Source organism: Terrabacter sp. 2YAF2 (assembly GCF_052114705.1).
Classification (GTDB): domain Bacteria; phylum Actinomycetota; class Actinomycetes; order Actinomycetales; family Dermatophilaceae; genus Terrabacter.
Window position 1 is genome coordinate 41345 of record NZ_JBFRFG010000021.1, and the last position, 15861, is coordinate 57205.

Sequence of the window (15861 nt, forward strand, 5' to 3'; positions counted from 1 at the left end):
GACGGCGTATGCCGCGTGGTGACGGCGAGGAGGTTCGGCGTGGCCCGCCCACGGGGGGTGGGCGGGCCACGCCAAGAGCTCCAGTGGCCGGGGGGTGTCACTGGGTCACGGCGCCTGCCGAAATGGGAAGAACCTGCAAGCGCCACCGTCCACGGTGTCACCGGCGACTGGACGCACCCTGCACCCCAGCCCCGAAGAGCGTCAGAGTCCACCCTGATCACGGGCAGGGGCTACGGCATACGTCTGTTTTTGTCCGATGTCGCGTGTCCATCGGACAAACACCGGCCCCCGGTTGCCGGAGGTGGCGGACATCAGGAGTCTCGGGCAGGACACCGTCGTCGCCCCTGAAGGAACGCCACATGCGCACCGTGCTCCGCTCGCTCGGCACCGTCGTCCTCGCCGCCACCGCTCTGGGCCCGGTGCTGCCACCGGGAGCCCCTCCGACGGCCGCGGCAGCGGAGTCCCTCGCCCGGTCCGTCAACCCGTTCATCGGCACGCAGGACAACGGGAACACGTTCCCGGGTGCCAGCGCGCCCTTCGGGATGGTCCAGGTCAGCCCGGACACCGGGGGAGAGGGTGGCTACGACTACTCGCAGAAGTCGATCTACGGCTTCAGCCAGACCCACCTGTCCGGTGTCGGCTGTCCCGTCGTCGGCGAGCTTCCCGTCATGCCGACGTCCGGGGCGATCACGACCGTCGATGCCTCGCGGTACGCCTCCGCCTACTCGCACACCGACGAGGAGGCGAGCCCCGGCTACTACCGCGTGGGCCTGCCGACCTACGGCGTCCAGGCCGAGCTGACGGCGACGGACCGCACGGGGTGGCAGCGGTTCAGCTTCCCGGCCGACAAGGCCGCCAACGTGCTGCTCAACACCGGCAAGGCCAACATGCGCGTCTTCGACTCCGAGGTGCACGTCGTCGGTGACCGCGTCGTCGAGGGCCGCATCCACGACGGCAACTTCTGTGCCGGCAAGGACGAGCACACGGTGTACTTTCGCGCCGAGTTCGACCGCCCTTTCAGCTCTTTCGGCACCTGGAGCGGCTCCACCCTGACCGCCGGCGCACGTGACGCGTCGACCAAGGACGGCGGCAACGGTGCGGCCCTGACCTTCCCGACCGGCACGACCGCCGTGACGATGAAGGTCGGCCTCAGCTACACCGGCCCCGACGGCGCCCGCGCCAACCTCGCCAAGGAGACCGGCGGCGGCTTCGACTTCGACGCCACACGTGCTGCGCTGACCCAGCGCTGGGAGACACAGCTGGGCCACGCGCGCATCACCGGCGGCTCGGACGAGCGGCGCACGGCGTACTACACCGCGCTCTACCACTCGCTCATGCACCCCAACCTCGCCTCCGACGTCGACGGGCGCTACCACGGGTGGGACGGGAAGAACCACGTCGCCGAGGGCTACACCCCGCGTCAGAACTTCTCGTTGTGGGACACCTACCGGCCGCAGAACCAGCTGCTCGAGGTGCTGGCCCCCGACGTGGCCCGTGACTCCTACCTCTCGGTGCTCGCCATCGGCCGCGAGGGTGGCTGGCTGCCACGCTGGGCCCTGGTCAACAGCGAGACCAACATCATGACCGGCGACCCCGTGACGCCGTTCCTCGTCGAGGGTTGGAGCAAGGGCTTCCTCGCCGGGCACGAGACGGAGGCGTACGCCCTGCTCAAGCAGAATGCGACCGAGCAGCCCCCGGCCGACAGCCAGTACAACGGACGCTCGGGCCAGCACTGGTACGAGAAGCTCGGCTACATCCCGTTCGGTCTGCGCGTCGGCACCGACTGCGTCTCCCACGGCGGGGACAACGACTGCGCCCACCCGGCGTCCGCGACTATGGAGTACGCCGCGGCTGACGCGTCCCTCGCGATCATGGCGAAGGCGCTCGGGCACACGACCGACGCATCGATGCTCACCGAGCGCAGCGGCTGGTACAAGAACCTCTGGGACGCCGGCACCCAGAGCTTCCGCCCCCGCATGAGCGACGGCACGTGGCTCGACCCGTACGACCCTGTCGAGGCCGCGCACGCCTTCCACGAGGGCGGCTCCTACCAGTACCAGTGGCTCGCCCCGCAGGACCCGTCCGGCCTCGTCAGGCTGATGGGTGGCCGCGCCGCGACCGAGAAGCGCCTCGACGACTTCTTCGCCTACGACAAGCTGCTCGCCGACCCGGCCGGCACCGCCCGGACCGACTGGATCGAAGCGACGTACGCCTACTACAGCAAGCCGACCTACAACCCGAACAACGAGCCCGACCTGCTCGCTCCCTACGTGTACGCCTGGGTGCAGCAGCCGGCGAAGATCGCGACCGTGGCCCGTGCCGCCTTCACTCTCTTCACCGACGGCGCCGACGGCATGACCGGCAACGACGACCTCGGCACGATGTCCGCCTGGTACGTCTTCTCCTCCTGGGGGCTCTACCCGACGATGAGCGGGGCGAACTACTTCGTCGTCAGCTCGCCCCAGTTCGAGCGCGTCGACATCGACGTGGCAACACCGACGTCGGTGCGCACCGGCCAGGGCGGTCGCCTGACGATCACGGCGCCGGGCGTCTCCGACGACCGCCGCTACGTGCAGACGTTGACGGTGGACGGACGCAAGACCACGAAGAGCTGGGTCGGCTGGGACGCGCTGCGGGGCGGTGGCACCGTGGCCCACACCGTCGGCACGACGCCGAGCCGCTGGGGGACGACGCCCGCGGACGTGCCGCCCTCGGCGGTCCAGGCGGGCCGCGACCCGCGTCTGTCGCTGTCGATGACGGCGCGCCCCAACCCTGTCGTCGTGCCGACCGGTGCCCGCGAGGCGCGCCTGTCCGTCGACCTCGTCGGCCAGGCCCCAAAGAGCCTGCCGGTCACCGTCGCCGTCACGACGCCGCAGGGCTGGTCCGCGTCGGTGGGTGCGAGCGGCGAGGGATCGACGGTCCTGCACAGCGACGGCATCCCGGCGAGCGCCTCGGTGCCGGTGACCCTCAGGCTGCCGGCGGGACTCGGTGCCGGCTCCCACGAGGTAAGGGTGACCGCCTCGGCGCCCGGCGTCGAGCCAGTGGTCAGGACCGTCACCGTGCAGCTCCAGGAGGCCCTGGCCTGCGTCGCCGGAGCGACGGGCTGCGCCGTGGACCTCGCACCGGTCCGCAACCACGACGGGACGGCGACGGTCGCCGGCCCGAGCGAGGGCAACTTCGACAACAGCGGGTGGAGCTACGACGCCGCGCTGCTCCCGGCCGCGGGGACATGGGACTGGAACGGCGTCACGTATGCCGCGCCGGTCACGTCGGGCACGACGCCGAACTTCGTCGAGGGGCGCGGTCAGACGATCCTCGTGCCCGCCGCCAGCCGAAGCGCCATCCACGTCATCGGGTCGACGCACAACGGCGACGTGTCGACGGCGCTGCGCCTGACCTACACGGACGGCAGCGTCCAGTCCGTGCCGATCTCGCTCACCGACTGGGCGGCCGGCAGCGGCCACAACGGCAACCAGGTCGCCATCGCCATGGACCACCGGATCAGGGGTGGTGCCGGCGTCGACGGGCCGCCGGTCCAGCTCTTCGGCACGACCGTTGCGGCGGACCCGTCGAAGCAGCTCCAGTCGGTCACGCTGCCCGGCGACGACCGGTTCGAGGTGTATGCCGTGTCGCTCGGCTGAGCGGTCGACCCGACCACGTCAACCGTCCCGGACGGCTCCGTCTGCCGGTCCGGCAGTTTGCTGAAAGTGGTTGCGCGCAGGGCCAAGCGGGGATACAACTGAGGGACCGAACCGCTTCGGCGGAACGGATTCCGAATCGCTTCGGCGATGACGAAAGAGAAGGCCTGGGAACTCATACTTCCCGGGCCTTCACCTTCCGCTCGACCCGCTCCGGCCATGGCGAGCGGTACCGGCCCTGCGGCTCTCACACCCGCAGGGTCGTTCCCTGTCCGCAGCGGGACACGTCAAAGGCCCTGCGGTCTCACACACCGCAGGGCCAGCCTCCATTGAACCCAACGTCGGGCTCCCTGTGAAATCGACACGCTGACAGCCGGCGCGCCCAGGGGGCACGCCCGATGTGGCGCCGGGGCCGCCCTAGGATCTGTCACCATGACGACGCAGGGCAGTGGCACCGAGTCGGCGGCGGACTTCGCGCAGGTCGAGGACGGCTTCGAGAGACTGTGGACGCCGCACCGGATGGCCTACATCCTCGGTGACAAGCCGACCGATGAGGAGGGCCACGGCTGCCCGTTCTGCTCGGCGCCGACACGGTCCGACGAGGAGGGGCTCATCGTCCACCGCGGTGAGCACTGCTTCGTCGTGATGAACCTCTTCCCGTACAACCCGGGCCACGTGCTCGTCTGCCCCTACCGGCACGTCTCCCTCTACATCGACCTCACCGACGAGGAGACCGCCGAGTTCACCGCTCTGACGAAGCAGGTGGTCCGCGTGCTGCAGGCGGCGTCGGAGCCGCACGGGTTCAACCTCGGCATGAACCAGGGGGCTGTCGCCGGTGCCGGCGTCGCGGCCCACCTGCACCAGCACGTCGTGCCGCGCTGGAGCGGCGACTCCAACTTCCTGCCGATCGTCGCCCAGACCAAGGCGCTGCCGGTGCTCCTGGAGGACACCCGCTCTCGACTGGTCGCGGCCTGGCCGCAGGGCTGAGCGCGTCCCCGGCCGGGTGCGACGGGTCACGGACGCGCCACGTTGGGGGCGGTGGACCCGGGCACAGCCGCCCGGTCAGTACGCTGGTCCCACCATGCTCAACAGACTCCTGCGCGCGACGATGACCAAGATCCTGGCTCCCGTCGCCCATCTCTTCCTCCGGTTGGGCATCAGCCCCGACGTCGTGACCGTCGTCGGCACCGTCGGCGTGTGCGTCGGCGCCCTCGCGTTCTTCCCGCGGGGGCAGCTCTGGGTCGGGTGCCTCGTCATCACCGCCTTCGTCTTCTCCGACACGGTCGACGGCATCATGGCGCGCGAGTCGGGTCGTTCGAGCAAGTGGGGCGCCTACCTCGACTCGACCCTCGACCGGATGGGCGACTCCGCCATCTTCGGCGGCCTCGTGCTCTTCTACGCCGGCCCCGGTGACAACCGGTGGATGGCGGGACTGGCGCTCGCCTGCCTCATCCTCGGATCGGTCGTCTCCTACGCCAAGGCACGGGCAGAGGGGCTCGGTTACACGGCCGACGTCGGCATCGCCGAGCGCGCCGACCGTCTGGTCGCGGTGCTCGTGGCCGCGTTCTTCGCCGACCTGTTCAACTCCACGCTGCTGCTGGGCATCGTGCTCGGGCTGCTCGCCGTGGCGAGCTTCGTGACGGTGCTCCAGCGCATGCTCACCGTGCGCCATCAGGCGCTGTCGTCGGGCGAGGTGGCCAGTTGAGCCGCACGGGACTCGTCGGCCGCGTGACCGACACCGTCAGCGTGCTCGGGTTCCGGCTCGGGTGGTCGACGGTCGCCGCGCTGCCCGAGGCTGCGGCATACCGGCTCTTCAACGTGGTCGCCGACCTCGCGGTCCGGCGCCGGGGCAAGGGCATCCAGCGACTGCGCGCGAACTACCGTCGCGCCCGCCCCGAGCTCGACGACGCCGCCCTCGACGCCCTCGTGCGGGAGGGGATGCGGTCCTACATGCGCTACTACTGCGAGGCCTTCCGGCTGCCGTCGATCGGCCGCGAGCGCCTCGACGCCGCCGTGCGGGTGACGGGGCTCGAGGGTCCCAAGGCCGTCGCGGACACCGGACAGGCGGTCGTCGTGTTCGTGGGCCACCTCGGCAACTTCGACCTCGCCGCAGCGTGGGCAGCGACCAACCTTGCCCCGGTCACGACCGTCGCAGAGCGGCTCGAGCCCGAAGAGGTCTTCCAGGAGTTCGTCGCGTTCCGCAACAGCATCAACATGGACATCATCCCGCTGACCGGTGGTGTCGACCCCTTCGCGGGACTTCTCGCAGCGACGCGGGCCGGTGGCCGCGCCATCGCGCTCGCGGCCGACCGCGACCTCACCCAGAACGGGATCGAGGTCGACCTGCTCGGCCACCGGGCACGGATGGCCAAGGGCCCGGCGGTGCTCGCGCTGATGACGGGCGCGCCCCTCTTCTGCGCCTCGATCCACTACGAGCCGGCGCCGGCCGGCACCGGGCTCGGCGGCTACCGCACCGTCATCGAGTTCAGCGACCAGCTGCGGCCGCGCGTCGAGGGCCCGAGCAGCGTCAAGGCGCAGGACCTCATCCAGCAGTGCGCCGACCATCTGGCCACGACGATCCGCACCCACACGAGCAGCTGGCACATGCTGCAGAAGGTGTTCGTCGACGACCTCGACCCGGCCCACGACCCGGGCCGTGACCCAGGTCGCGCGCCCGCCGGAGCGCGACCGTGAAGATCGGCATCGTCTGCCCGTACTCGTTCGACGTGCCGGGCGGGGTGCAGTTCCACGTCCGCGACCTCGCCGAGCACCTCATCGGCCAGGGTCACGACGTGTCGGTCCTCGCACCGGCCGACAGCGAGACCGAGCTCCCCGACTACGTCACGTCGGCGGGTCGCGCCACGGCCGTGCGCTACAACGGATCGGTCGCGCGGCTGAACTTCGGCCCCGTGACGGCGTCCAAGGTGAACAAGTGGCTCGAAGCGGGCCAGTTCGACGTGCTGCACCTGCACGAGCCCGTCACGCCCAGCATCAGCGTGCTCGCGCTGATGGCGGCCGACGGCCCCATCGTCGCCACCTTCCACACCTCCATGCTGCGGTCGCGCACGATGCAGACGGCATACCCCATCATCCGGCCGGCCCTGGAGAAGATCGCCGGGCGCATCGCGGTGAGCGAGGACGCCCGCCGCACGGTGACGACGCATGTCGGGGGCGACGCGGTCGTGATCCCGAACGGCGTCTACGTCGACCGGTTCGCGAGTGCCCCACGCCGGTCGGCCTGGATCGGCACCCCGGCCTCGCCCACGATCGCCTTCCTCGGACGGATGGGGGAGCCGCGCAAGGGCCTTCCCGTCCTCGCGGCCGCGCTGCCTGACGTGCTCCGCGCGATCCCCGGGCTGCGCGTCCTCGTGGCTGGACCCGGCGACCCCACCGAGGTGACCGAGGGCTGGCCGAAGGAGGTCGCCGCGGCCTGCGTCTTCCTCGGCTCCGTCTCCGACGAGGACAAGGCCTCGTTGCTCGCGTCGGTCGACGTCTACGTGGCGCCCAACACCGGGGGAGAGAGCTTCGGCATCATCCTCATCGAGGCCATGAGCGCCGGGGCCTGCGTGCTGGCCAGCGACCTGCCGGCGTTCTCGCGCGTGCTCGATGGCGGCTCGGCGGGTGCGATGTTCGCCAACGAGCATCCGGAGGACCTCGCCCGCACGCTCGTCGACCTGCTCCGACGGCCCGATCGCCGCGCCGAGCTCGCGGCGGCGGGTCAGCACCGCGCGCGGCTGTTCGACTGGTCGGTCGTCGCCGACGAGATCCTCGCCGTCTACGAGACGGTCATCGAAGGCCGCGCGGCGGCTCACCTGGAGCCCCAAGGGCGCTGGAACCGCTTCCTGCGCGGGGGTGCCCGATGAGCGAGGTCTTCTCCTGGATCTTCGGTGTCCTCTTCGTCCTCGTGCTCGCCGGGTGGTACCTCTCCTACACCGCGGCCCGCCTCGACCGTCTCCACGTCCGGCTCAGCGGCACGCTCGCGGCCCTCGACGCGCGCCTCGTCCGCAGGGCCGAGGCTGCCGTCGAGCTCGCCAACAGCGGCCTGCTCGACGGGGCCACGTCCCTCCTCCTCGCCAACGCCGCGGCCGGCTCCCTCGAGGCGCCCGCCGAGCACGGGGAGGAGCGGGAGCTCGCCGAGAACGACCTCACGGAGGCCCTTGACCTCGCGCTGACCCCCGTCGCCGTCGCGGACCTGCGGTCGACCCCGCTCGGCCAGGATGTGCTGTCCCGAGTCGGCTCGGCCTGCACCCGCGTGCAGCTGGCCAGACGCTTCCACAACGACGCGGTGACCGACGTGCGCCGGGTGCGCCGCAAGTGGGCCATCCGCATCTTCCACCTCGCCGGCTACACGCAGATGCCGCACACGGTCGAGTTCAACGACGAGGCCCCGGAGCACCTCACGCCCGTCTGACCCGACCGCGTCGTGCACCGGCCTCGCGGGGGCCTACCCTTTGTGCAACCCCACTCCAGAACACGGGAAAGCAGGACATCGTGAGCACCACCCCGACCTCGGGCAGCACCCCCGCGGCTGACCAGCACACCACGGGCTCCACCGGCACGACCCGCGTCAAGCGCGGCATGGCCGAGATGCTCAAGGGCGGCGTCATCATGGACGTCGTCACCGCCGAGCAGGCGAAGATCGCCGAGGACGCCGGCGCCGTCGCCGTCATGGCCCTCGAGCGCGTCCCGGCCGACATTCGCGCCCAGGGCGGCGTCTCGCGCATGAGCGACCCCGACATGATCGACAGCATCATCGAGGCCGTCTCGATCCCCGTCATGGCCAAGGCCCGCATCGGCCACTTCGTCGAGGCGCAGGTGCTCCAGAGCCTCGGCGTCGACTACATCGACGAGTCCGAGGTGCTCACCCCCGCCGACTACGCCAACCACATCGACAAGTGGCAGTTCACCGTGCCCTTCGTCTGTGGCGCGACCAACCTCGGCGAGGCGCTGCGCCGCATCACCGAGGGCGCGGCGATGATCCGCTCCAAGGGTGAGGCCGGCACCGGTGACGTCTCCAACGCGACGACGCACATGCGCACCCTCCGGGCCGAGATCAACCGCCTGCACTCGATGAGCCCCGACGAGCTCTACGTCGCGGCCAAGGAGCTGCAGGCCCCCTACGAGCTCGTCAAGGAGGTCGCCGAGGCCGGCAAGCTCCCCGTGGTGCTCTTCACCGCCGGCGGCATCGCGACCCCCGCCGACGCCGCCATGATGATGCAGCTCGGCGCCGAGGGCGTCTTCGTCGGCTCCGGCATCTTCAAGTCCGGCAACCCGGCCCAGCGCGCCGAGGCCATCGTCAAGGCGACGACCTTCCACGACGACCCCGACGTCATCGCCAAGGTGTCGCGCGGCCTCGGCGAGGCCATGGTCGGCATCAACGTCGACGAGATCCCGCAGCCGCACCGGCTCGCCGAGCGCGGTTGGTGACCTCCGGCCACCCAGCCATCTGCTGACGTATGCCGTCGTGCCCCACCGGGCGCGGCGGCATACGTGCTCACCCGGCCGACGGGCCGGGACTGGCACCATCGTGCCGTGGCCCCGTCCGGATCCGAGCTCTCCAGGTCCTACTTCGAGCACGTCGTGCGTCCCGCCGTCGCAGCGCGCTGGCCGAGGCTTCCGTATGCCGCCGCCCGCCTCGGGAGCGGATCCGACGTCCTCGGCCTCGACGACGCGATGTCGCGCGACCACGACTGGGGCCTGCGCCTCAACCTCCTCGTCCCGGGCGGGCTCGTCGCGGCGGTCGACGCGCACCTCGGCGAGCACCTCCCCGAGTCGTTCGCGGGTCACCCGACCCGGTTCGCGACGACGTGGGACCCGGTCGTGCGCCACCGCGTGCAGGTGGAGACGGCCCGCGAGCTCGCCGTGTCGCGGCTCGGCGTGGACCCCACGACCGACCTCACCGTCGGCGACTGGCTGTCGCTGACCGGACAGGCCGTCCTCGAGGTCACCGCGGGCGACGTGTTCGCCGACGGCGCGGGGGAGCTGGACCGCATACGGCGAACGCTCGAGTGGTACCCCGACGACGTCTGGCGCCACGTCGTCGCGACGGACTGGGCGCGTCTCGCGCAGGAGCTCCCGTTCATCGGTCGGACCGGCGAGCGCGGCGACGACCTCGGCTCACGGGTGCTGACGGCGCGGCTGGCGGGGATCGCCATGCACCTCGGCCACCTGCTCGAGCGCCGGTGGCCGCCCTACGCCAAGTGGCTCGGCACGAGCTTTGCGCGACTCCCACGCGCGAGGGTGGCGGCCGGCCCGCTGGATGCAGCCCTCACCGCGAACCACTGGCACGAGCGCGAGTCCGGCGTGGTCGATGCCCTGCGAGCGCTCCGCCGGCTGCAGGCCGACGCCGGACTCCCGACCGTCGACGATCCGGTCGAGCGGTTCTGGGACCGTCCCTACCTCGGGGTGCGCGACACCGCCGTCACCGTGGTCGCCGAGAGCATCCGCGACCCGGCCGTGCGATCGCTGCCCCGAGGGGTCGGCTCCGCGGAGCAGGTGAGCGACAACGTAGACGTGCTCGTGCACCCTGGCCGACGGCGGCCACCACGGGATCGAGTGGCCGATGATGCCGCACCTGGTGGGGTGATCACCCCACCGGACGCAACATCATCGGCAACACGACGCGTCAGGTGACGGCGCCGCGCTGGGCGAACTCCGCGCGCTCGAACTCGCGGCTCTCGAGCACCTGCGCCACGTGGACGGCTGCGCGCACCGCGTCCACGTGCGTCACGTAGAGCGGGGCGAAGCCGAGCCGGATGATGTCGGGCTCGCGGAAGTCACCGATGACGCCGCGCGCGATGAGCGCCTGGACGACGGCGAACGCCTGCGGGTGGCGCAGCGACACCTGCGACCCGCGCCGCTCCGGCTCGCGCGGGGTCGCCAGCGGCAGGTCGACACCGAGCGCGTCGAGCGCCTCGATGAAGGTCCCGGTCACCGAGAGCGAGGCGGCCCGGACGTCGGCGGGGGAGAGCCCGTCGTATGCCGTCAGCGCAGCCTCGAGGGCGAGCACCGAGAGCAGGGGTGGGGTGCCGACGCGGGCGCGGGTGATGCCGGGGGCCGGCTCGTAGTCGGGGCGCATCTCGAACGGGTGGGCGTGTCCCTGCCAGCCGGTCAGCGGCTGGTCGAAGTCGTCCTGGTGCCGGGCTGCCACGTAGAGGAAGGCGGGCGCGCCCGGACCGCCGTTGAGGTACTTGTAGCCGCAGCCGACGGCGAGGTCGGCGCCCCCGGCATCGAGGCCCACCTCGAGAACGCCCGCAGAGTGGCAGAGGTCCCAGCACGCGAGCGCGCCGACCGCGTGAGCTGCCTCCGTGATCGCGCGCAGGTCCCAGAGCTCGCCGGTCCGGTAGTCGACGCTCGAGTAGGAGGCGAGCGCGAGGGCGTCACCGACCTCGGCGATGGCGTCCACGGCCTCACGAGGGTGCACGCGCCGCACCTCGAGGCCGGCCAGCGCGGCGGCCGACTCGGTCATGTAGAGGTCGGTCGGGAACGAGTCCGGATCGGTCAGCACGACGCGGCGGCCGGGCCGCAGCCGCCCGGCCCCGATGACGGCCTTGAAGAGGTTGACCGAGGTCGAGTCCGTCACGACGACCTGACCCGGCGCCGCTCCGACCAGACGACCGACGCGGTCGCCGACCCGGGTCTGGGCGCCCCACCAGTCGGCCTCGTTCCACGAGCGGATGAGGCGCTCTCCCCACTGCCGGCGCATGACGTCGTCGACGACGGCGGCCACGGCGCTCGGCAGCGCCCCGAGGGAGTTGCCGTCGAGGTAGATCACGTCGTCAGGAAGCGTGAAGAGGTCTCGCGTGCCGCGCAGCGGCGAGTTCGCGTCGGCCGTCGTCGCGCGGGCGGTCAGGTCCTCAGGAGCGGTCACCGTCGTCATGGCCGCAACGTATCCGGTGGCGCGGAGCCGATGTCAGGGCGGTTCCCGCCCAGGTCTCGGATCCGAGACGGTTCCCGCACGCCGACCCGTGGCACGGCCGGCGGGACACGCGCTCTACGCTGACCCGGTGAGCATCACCAGCACGACCCCCAGAGCGACGACCGGCCCGGCCACGGCGCCGCGCATCGGCGTCCTCGCCGTCCAGGGCGACGTCCGCGAGCACCTGGCGGCACTCACCGCGCTCGGCGCCGAGGCCGTGCTGGTCCGGCGTCCGGCCGAGGTCGAGGGGATCGACGGTCTCGTGATCCCCGGGGGCGAGTCGACCGTGATGGACAAGCTCGTCCGGGCCTTCGACCTGCGGGAGCCGCTGCTGCTCCGGATCGCCGAGGGGATGCCTGTCTACGGCTCGTGTGCCGGCATGATCATGCTCGCCGACCGCATCGCCGATGCCCGGCCCGACCAGCAGACCCTCGGTGGCCTCGACATCACCGTGCGCCGCAACGCGTTCGGCCGCCAGGTCGACTCGTTCGAGCAGGACCTCGACTACGCCTGGAGCGACCCGTCCGACACCGGCACCGTCCATGCCGTCTTCATCCGCGCCCCATGGGTGGAGGAGGCGGGACCAGCCGTCGACGTGCTCGCCCGCGTGAGCGAGGGCGCGGCCGCCGGTAAGATCGTCGCGGTCCGGCAGGGCAACCTGATGGCCACCTCCTTCCACCCGGAGGTGGGCGCAGACCGCCGGATCCACGCCGAGTTCGTCTCGATCGTCAGAGAGCACCGACTCCAGCAGTCGGGTGCACGCCAGTCACCGGAACGCGAGGACACTGCATGAGCGGCCACTCCAAATGGGCCACCACGAAGCACCAGAAGGCGGCCAAGGACGCCAAGCGCGGCAAGCTCTTCGCCAAGCTCATCAAGAACATCGAGGTCGCGGCCCGTCAGGGCGGCGCCGACCCCGCCGGCAACCCGACGCTCTACGACGCCATCCAGAAGGCGAAGAAGACCTCGGTGCCCAACGACAACATCGACCGCGCCGTCAAGCGCGCGTCGGGTGCCGAGGCGGGCGCGGCCGACTGGCAGACGATCATGTACGAGGGCTACGCCCCCAACGGTGTCGCGGTCCTCATCGAGTGCCTCACCGACAACCGCAACCGCGCCGCCGCCGAGGTGCGCACGGCGCTGACCCGCAACGGCGGCCAGCTCGCCGACCCGGGCTCGGTGTCCTACGTCTTCAACCGCAAGGGCGTCGTGACCGTCCTCAAGGACGCCGGCTCGGAGGACGACATCCTCGAGGTCGTGCTCGAGGCGGGCGCCGAGGAGGTCAACGACAACGGCGACACGTGGGAGATCATCTCCGAGGCCACCGACTTCGTCGCGGTCCGCAAGGCGATCCAGGACGCCGGCATCGACTACGAGTCGGCCGAGGCGTCGTTCGTGCCGAACCTGCAGGTCCCGCTCGACCTCGACGGGGCGAAGAAGATGATCCGGGTCATCGAGGCCCTCGAGGACAGCGACGACGTGCAGAACGTCTTCGCCAACGGCGACATCCCCGACGACGTCCTCGCCCAGCTCGACGACGACGAGGACTGAGCCCACATCAGCCGGCGCCAGCCGCAGCACGGGAGGCACGCCGGGACCGGCGTGCCTCCCGTTCTTTCGGGGGAGGGCGGTTAGCGTTGTCCCGAACACCTGTTCGGATCATCCGCCCCGCCCACAGACCTGGAGGTATGCCGTGCGCGTCCTCGCGGTCGACCCCGGGCTCACGCGGTGCGGTGTGGGCGTCGTCGACGGCGTGCCGGGCCGCAAGCTCGCCCTCGTCGACGTGGGCGTCATCCGCACCCCGTCGGGCGACCCCACGCCGCGACGTCTCGTCGCGGTGGAGGACGAGATGCGGCAGTGGTTCGCCCGGCACCGTCCCGAGGCCGTGGCCATCGAGCGCGTCTTCGCCGACACCAATGTCTCCACCGTCATGGGCACCGCCCAGGTGACGGGGATCGTCATGATCATCGCCGAGCGACTCGGCCTTCCGGTCACGCTGCACACGCCGACCGAGGTCAAGGCCGCTGTCAGCGGCAGCGGCCGGGCGGACAAGGCGCAGGTCACCACGATGGTGACCCGCCTCCTCGGTCTCGACACCCCGCCGAAGCCGGCCGACGCGGCCGACGCCCTCGCCCTCGCCATCTGCCACGTGTGGCGCGGCGGCACGCAGAACCGGCTCGAGGAGGCCCGGCTCGAGGTGCTCGCGCGCACCGGCAAGCGGGGGAGCGGCATCCCCCGCCGGGTCCCGCCGGGCGCCGCGCCTCCCGTGCAGCGGCTGCGGGCCGCGTCGACCCAGACCTCCAGGGCCGCCCGGCCCACCTCGCCCGACCGCACCCCACCACCGCACTCTGGAGCCCAGCCCCGATGATCGCCTCGCTCTCCGGCACCGTCCTCAAGGTCGGCCTCGACTCCGTCGTCGTCGGCGTCGGCGGCGTCGGCATGCTCGTGCACACGACGCCTGCGACCGCCACGTCCGTCCGGCTGGGTCAGCCCACCGAGCTCGCCACGAGCCTCGTCGTGCGCGAGGACTCCCTGACGCTCTACGGCTTCGCCACCGACGACGAGAAGCACGTCTTCGAGACGGTCCAGACCGTGTCCGGCGTCGGTCCACGTCTCGCCCTGGCCGTGCTCGCCGTGCACTCGCCGGATGCCGTCCGCGTGGCTCTCGGCACCGGTGACCTCGTCGCGCTGACCAAGGTGCCGGGCATCGGCAAGAAAGGCGCGGAGCGGATGGTCCTCGAGCTCAAGGACAAGCTCGGCGCGCTGCCCGGATCGGCCGGCCAGTCCGACCCCGTCCACCTCGACGGCGGCGAGGCCTGGCGCGAACAGGTCCGTGAGGCCCTCGTCGGTCTCGGCTGGACCGCACGGCAGGCCGACGACGCCCTCGACAAGGTCGCACCGTTGGCCGCCGAGGGTGCCGGCGTCTCGGCGCTGCTGCGCGCCGCTCTGCAGGAGCTCGGCCGATGAGCGTCGACCGCTCGGACGGCACGTGGGAGCTCGACACCGGCGCTGAGCCCGAGGTCTGGGACGACGGGTCGTTCGACGCGACCGCGCGCATCGTCGACGCCGTCGGCGACACCGACGAGCGCCAGGTTGAGGCAGCGCTGCGCCCCAAGCGCCTCGACGACTTCCCCGGGCAGACGCGGGTCCGCGACCAGCTGGGGCTCGTCCTCAAGGCCGCGAAGCGACGCGGCACCCCACCCGACCACGTCCTGCTCTCCGGGCCACCCGGGCTCGGCAAGACCACCCTCGCGATGATCGTCGCAGGCGAGCTCGAACAGCCCATCCGCATCACCTCGGGGCCGGCGATCCAGCACGCGGGCGACCTCGCGTCGGTGCTCTCCTCGCTCGCCGAGGGGGAGGTCCTCTTCCTCGACGAGATCCACCGGATGTCGCGCTCGGCAGAGGAGATGCTCTACCTCGCCATGGAGGACTTCCGTGTCGACGTCATCATCGGCAAGGGGCCGGGCGCCACGGCGATCCCACTCGAGCTCCCGCCGTTCACCGTGGTCGGCGCCACGACGCGCGCCGGGCTCCTACCCGCACCGCTGCGCGACCGGTTCGGCTTCACGGGGCACCTGGACTACTACGCCGCCGCCGACCTCGTGACCATCCTGCACCGCTCGGCCCGTCTGCTCGGGCTCGACGCGGACGAGGACGGCATCCGCGAGATCGCCCTGCGCTCCCGTGGCACGCCACGCATCGCCAACCGCCTGCTGCGGCGCGTCCGCGACTGGGCGCAGGTGCACGGCGAGGATCGCGTCACGCATTCGGCGGCGCGCCAGGCGCTGGAGCTGTTCGACGTCGACGAGCGCGGCCTCGACCGCCTCGACCGCGCAGTCCTCGAGGCCCTCTGTCGGCGCTTCAACGGCGGCCCGGTCGGGCTCTCGACCCTGGCCGTCGCCGTGGGTGAAGAGCCCGACACCGTCGAGACGGTCGCCGAGCCCTACCTGGTCCGGGAGGGCTTCATGGTGCGGACCCCCCGCGGACGAGCCGCGTCGAGCCTTGCGTGGGAGCACCTCGGCCTCACCCCGCCCCGGGACTCGCAGGCGCTCTGGACCGCCACGCTGCCGATCGACGAGGCCGGAGGCGCGCGTTTCGAGGGCTGATCTCGCGCAATGACAGGACCCCTCCGAATGCGACCAAAACGTGACACTCGACGTCGCCGCACCGGCCCGATCCGGTCTGACAAACTGCACCGGCGCACGTAGACTCCTGCGGGCACCATCGCCGCTGCCGCGGCACCATCCGGTGCCCCCGGTCGTTGACGCGACATCCGACCCGACGCACGGGTCGTGACGCGCG

The 15861-nt window shown here is 71.6% G+C and carries 14 protein-coding genes; 13 read left to right on the top strand and 1 reads right to left on the bottom strand.

What is annotated here, in order from left to right:
- Positions 1 to 359 precede the first annotated feature (359 nt).
- From AB4030_RS18905 to AB4030_RS18940, 8 genes are all read left to right on the top strand, one after another.
- A complete protein-coding gene (locus AB4030_RS18905; RefSeq protein ID WP_442280753.1) occupies positions 360 to 3641 on the top strand; it encodes a GH92 family glycosyl hydrolase in 3282 nt (1093 codons plus the stop codon).
- Positions 3642 to 4070: 429 nt separating this feature from the next.
- The gene (locus AB4030_RS18910) at positions 4071 to 4625 is read left to right on the top strand and encodes an HIT family protein (protein ID WP_442280754.1); all 555 of its coding nucleotides are present in this window, start codon (positions 4071 to 4073) and stop codon (positions 4623 to 4625) included.
- A gap of 94 nt (positions 4626 to 4719) precedes the next feature.
- Positions 4720 to 5343: a phosphatidylinositol phosphate synthase gene (gene pgsA, locus AB4030_RS18915; protein ID WP_442280755.1), complete on the top strand. Its 624-nt coding sequence runs from the start codon at positions 4720 to 4722 to the stop codon at positions 5341 to 5343.
- Positions 5340 to 6332, top strand: coding sequence for a phosphatidylinositol mannoside acyltransferase (locus AB4030_RS18920; protein WP_442280756.1), 993 nt, complete (start codon positions 5340 to 5342; stop codon positions 6330 to 6332). Before pgsA ends, AB4030_RS18920 begins: the two co-directional genes overlap by 4 nt.
- Complete coding sequence (locus AB4030_RS18925; protein ID WP_442280757.1) at positions 6329 to 7501, top strand: glycosyltransferase family 4 protein; 1173 nt, start codon at positions 6329 to 6331, stop codon at positions 7499 to 7501. The genes AB4030_RS18920 and AB4030_RS18925 overlap by 4 nt, the downstream gene beginning before the upstream one ends.
- Complete coding sequence (locus AB4030_RS18930; RefSeq protein ID WP_442280758.1) at positions 7498 to 8049, top strand: hypothetical protein; 552 nt, start codon at positions 7498 to 7500, stop codon at positions 8047 to 8049. Before AB4030_RS18925 ends, AB4030_RS18930 begins: the two co-directional genes overlap by 4 nt.
- Positions 8050 to 8126: 77 nt before the next feature.
- The gene (gene pdxS, locus AB4030_RS18935; RefSeq protein ID WP_442280785.1) at positions 8127 to 9065 is read left to right on the top strand and encodes a pyridoxal 5'-phosphate synthase lyase subunit PdxS; all 939 of its coding nucleotides are present in this window, start codon (positions 8127 to 8129) and stop codon (positions 9063 to 9065) included.
- 105 nt (positions 9066 to 9170) lie between these two features.
- On the top strand, positions 9171 to 10271 hold the full coding sequence (locus AB4030_RS18940) for a DUF4037 domain-containing protein (RefSeq protein ID WP_442280759.1): 1101 nt from the start codon (positions 9171 to 9173) through the stop codon (positions 10269 to 10271).
- Here AB4030_RS18940 and kynU read toward each other — a convergent pair.
- On the bottom strand, positions 10264 to 11517 hold the full coding sequence (kynU, locus tag AB4030_RS18945) for a kynureninase (protein WP_442280760.1): 1254 nt from the start codon (positions 11515 to 11517) through the stop codon (positions 10264 to 10266). The two genes, AB4030_RS18940 and kynU, sit on opposite strands and share 8 nt — an antisense overlap.
- 127 nt (positions 11518 to 11644) lie before the next feature.
- On the opposite strand from kynU, the gene pdxT reads away from it, so the two are divergent.
- The 5 genes from pdxT to ruvB all read left to right on the top strand — a co-directional run bounded on the left by pdxT (position 11645) and on the right by ruvB (position 15665).
- Entirely contained in the window at positions 11645 to 12349 is a 705-nt protein-coding gene (gene pdxT, locus AB4030_RS18950) for a pyridoxal 5'-phosphate synthase glutaminase subunit PdxT (protein WP_442280761.1), read from the top strand.
- Positions 12346 to 13107, top strand: a complete 762-nt coding sequence (locus AB4030_RS18955; RefSeq protein WP_435985936.1) for a YebC/PmpR family DNA-binding transcriptional regulator — start codon at positions 12346 to 12348, stop codon at positions 13105 to 13107. The genes pdxT and AB4030_RS18955 overlap by 4 nt, the downstream gene beginning before the upstream one ends.
- A 142-nt stretch (positions 13108 to 13249) precedes the next feature.
- Positions 13250 to 13924 carry a crossover junction endodeoxyribonuclease RuvC gene (gene ruvC, locus AB4030_RS18960; protein ID WP_442280762.1) on the top strand — a complete coding sequence of 225 codons (675 nt, stop codon included), beginning with the start codon at positions 13250 to 13252 and terminating at the stop codon, positions 13922 to 13924.
- Complete coding sequence (ruvA, locus tag AB4030_RS18965) at positions 13921 to 14523, top strand: Holliday junction branch migration protein RuvA (protein WP_442280763.1); 603 nt, start codon at positions 13921 to 13923, stop codon at positions 14521 to 14523. The genes ruvC and ruvA overlap by 4 nt, the downstream gene beginning before the upstream one ends.
- Positions 14520 to 15665, top strand: coding sequence for a Holliday junction branch migration DNA helicase RuvB (gene ruvB / locus AB4030_RS18970; RefSeq protein ID WP_442280764.1), 1146 nt, complete (start codon positions 14520 to 14522; stop codon positions 15663 to 15665). Before ruvA ends, ruvB begins: the two co-directional genes overlap by 4 nt.
- Positions 15666 to 15861: the final 196 nt, after the last annotated feature.

Coding starts and splice junctions, on each gene's coding strand:
- pgsA (WP_442280755.1), top strand. CDS start 4,720: ATGCTCAACAGACTCCTGCGCGCGACGATGACCAAGATCCTGGCTCCC.
- AB4030_RS18910 (WP_442280754.1), top strand. CDS start 4,071: ATGACGACGCAGGGCAGTGGCACCGAGTCGGCGGCGGACTTCGCGCAG.
- kynU (WP_442280760.1), bottom strand. CDS start 11,517: ATGACGACGGTGACCGCTCCTGAGGACCTGACCGCCCGCGCGACGACG.
- ruvB (WP_442280764.1), top strand. CDS start 14,520: ATGAGCGTCGACCGCTCGGACGGCACGTGGGAGCTCGACACCGGCGCT.
- AB4030_RS18905 (WP_442280753.1), top strand. CDS start 360: ATGCGCACCGTGCTCCGCTCGCTCGGCACCGTCGTCCTCGCCGCCACC.
- AB4030_RS18930 (WP_442280758.1), top strand. CDS start 7,498: ATGAGCGAGGTCTTCTCCTGGATCTTCGGTGTCCTCTTCGTCCTCGTG.
- AB4030_RS18955 (WP_435985936.1), top strand. CDS start 12,346: ATGAGCGGCCACTCCAAATGGGCCACCACGAAGCACCAGAAGGCGGCC.
- ruvA (WP_442280763.1), top strand. CDS start 13,921: ATGATCGCCTCGCTCTCCGGCACCGTCCTCAAGGTCGGCCTCGACTCC.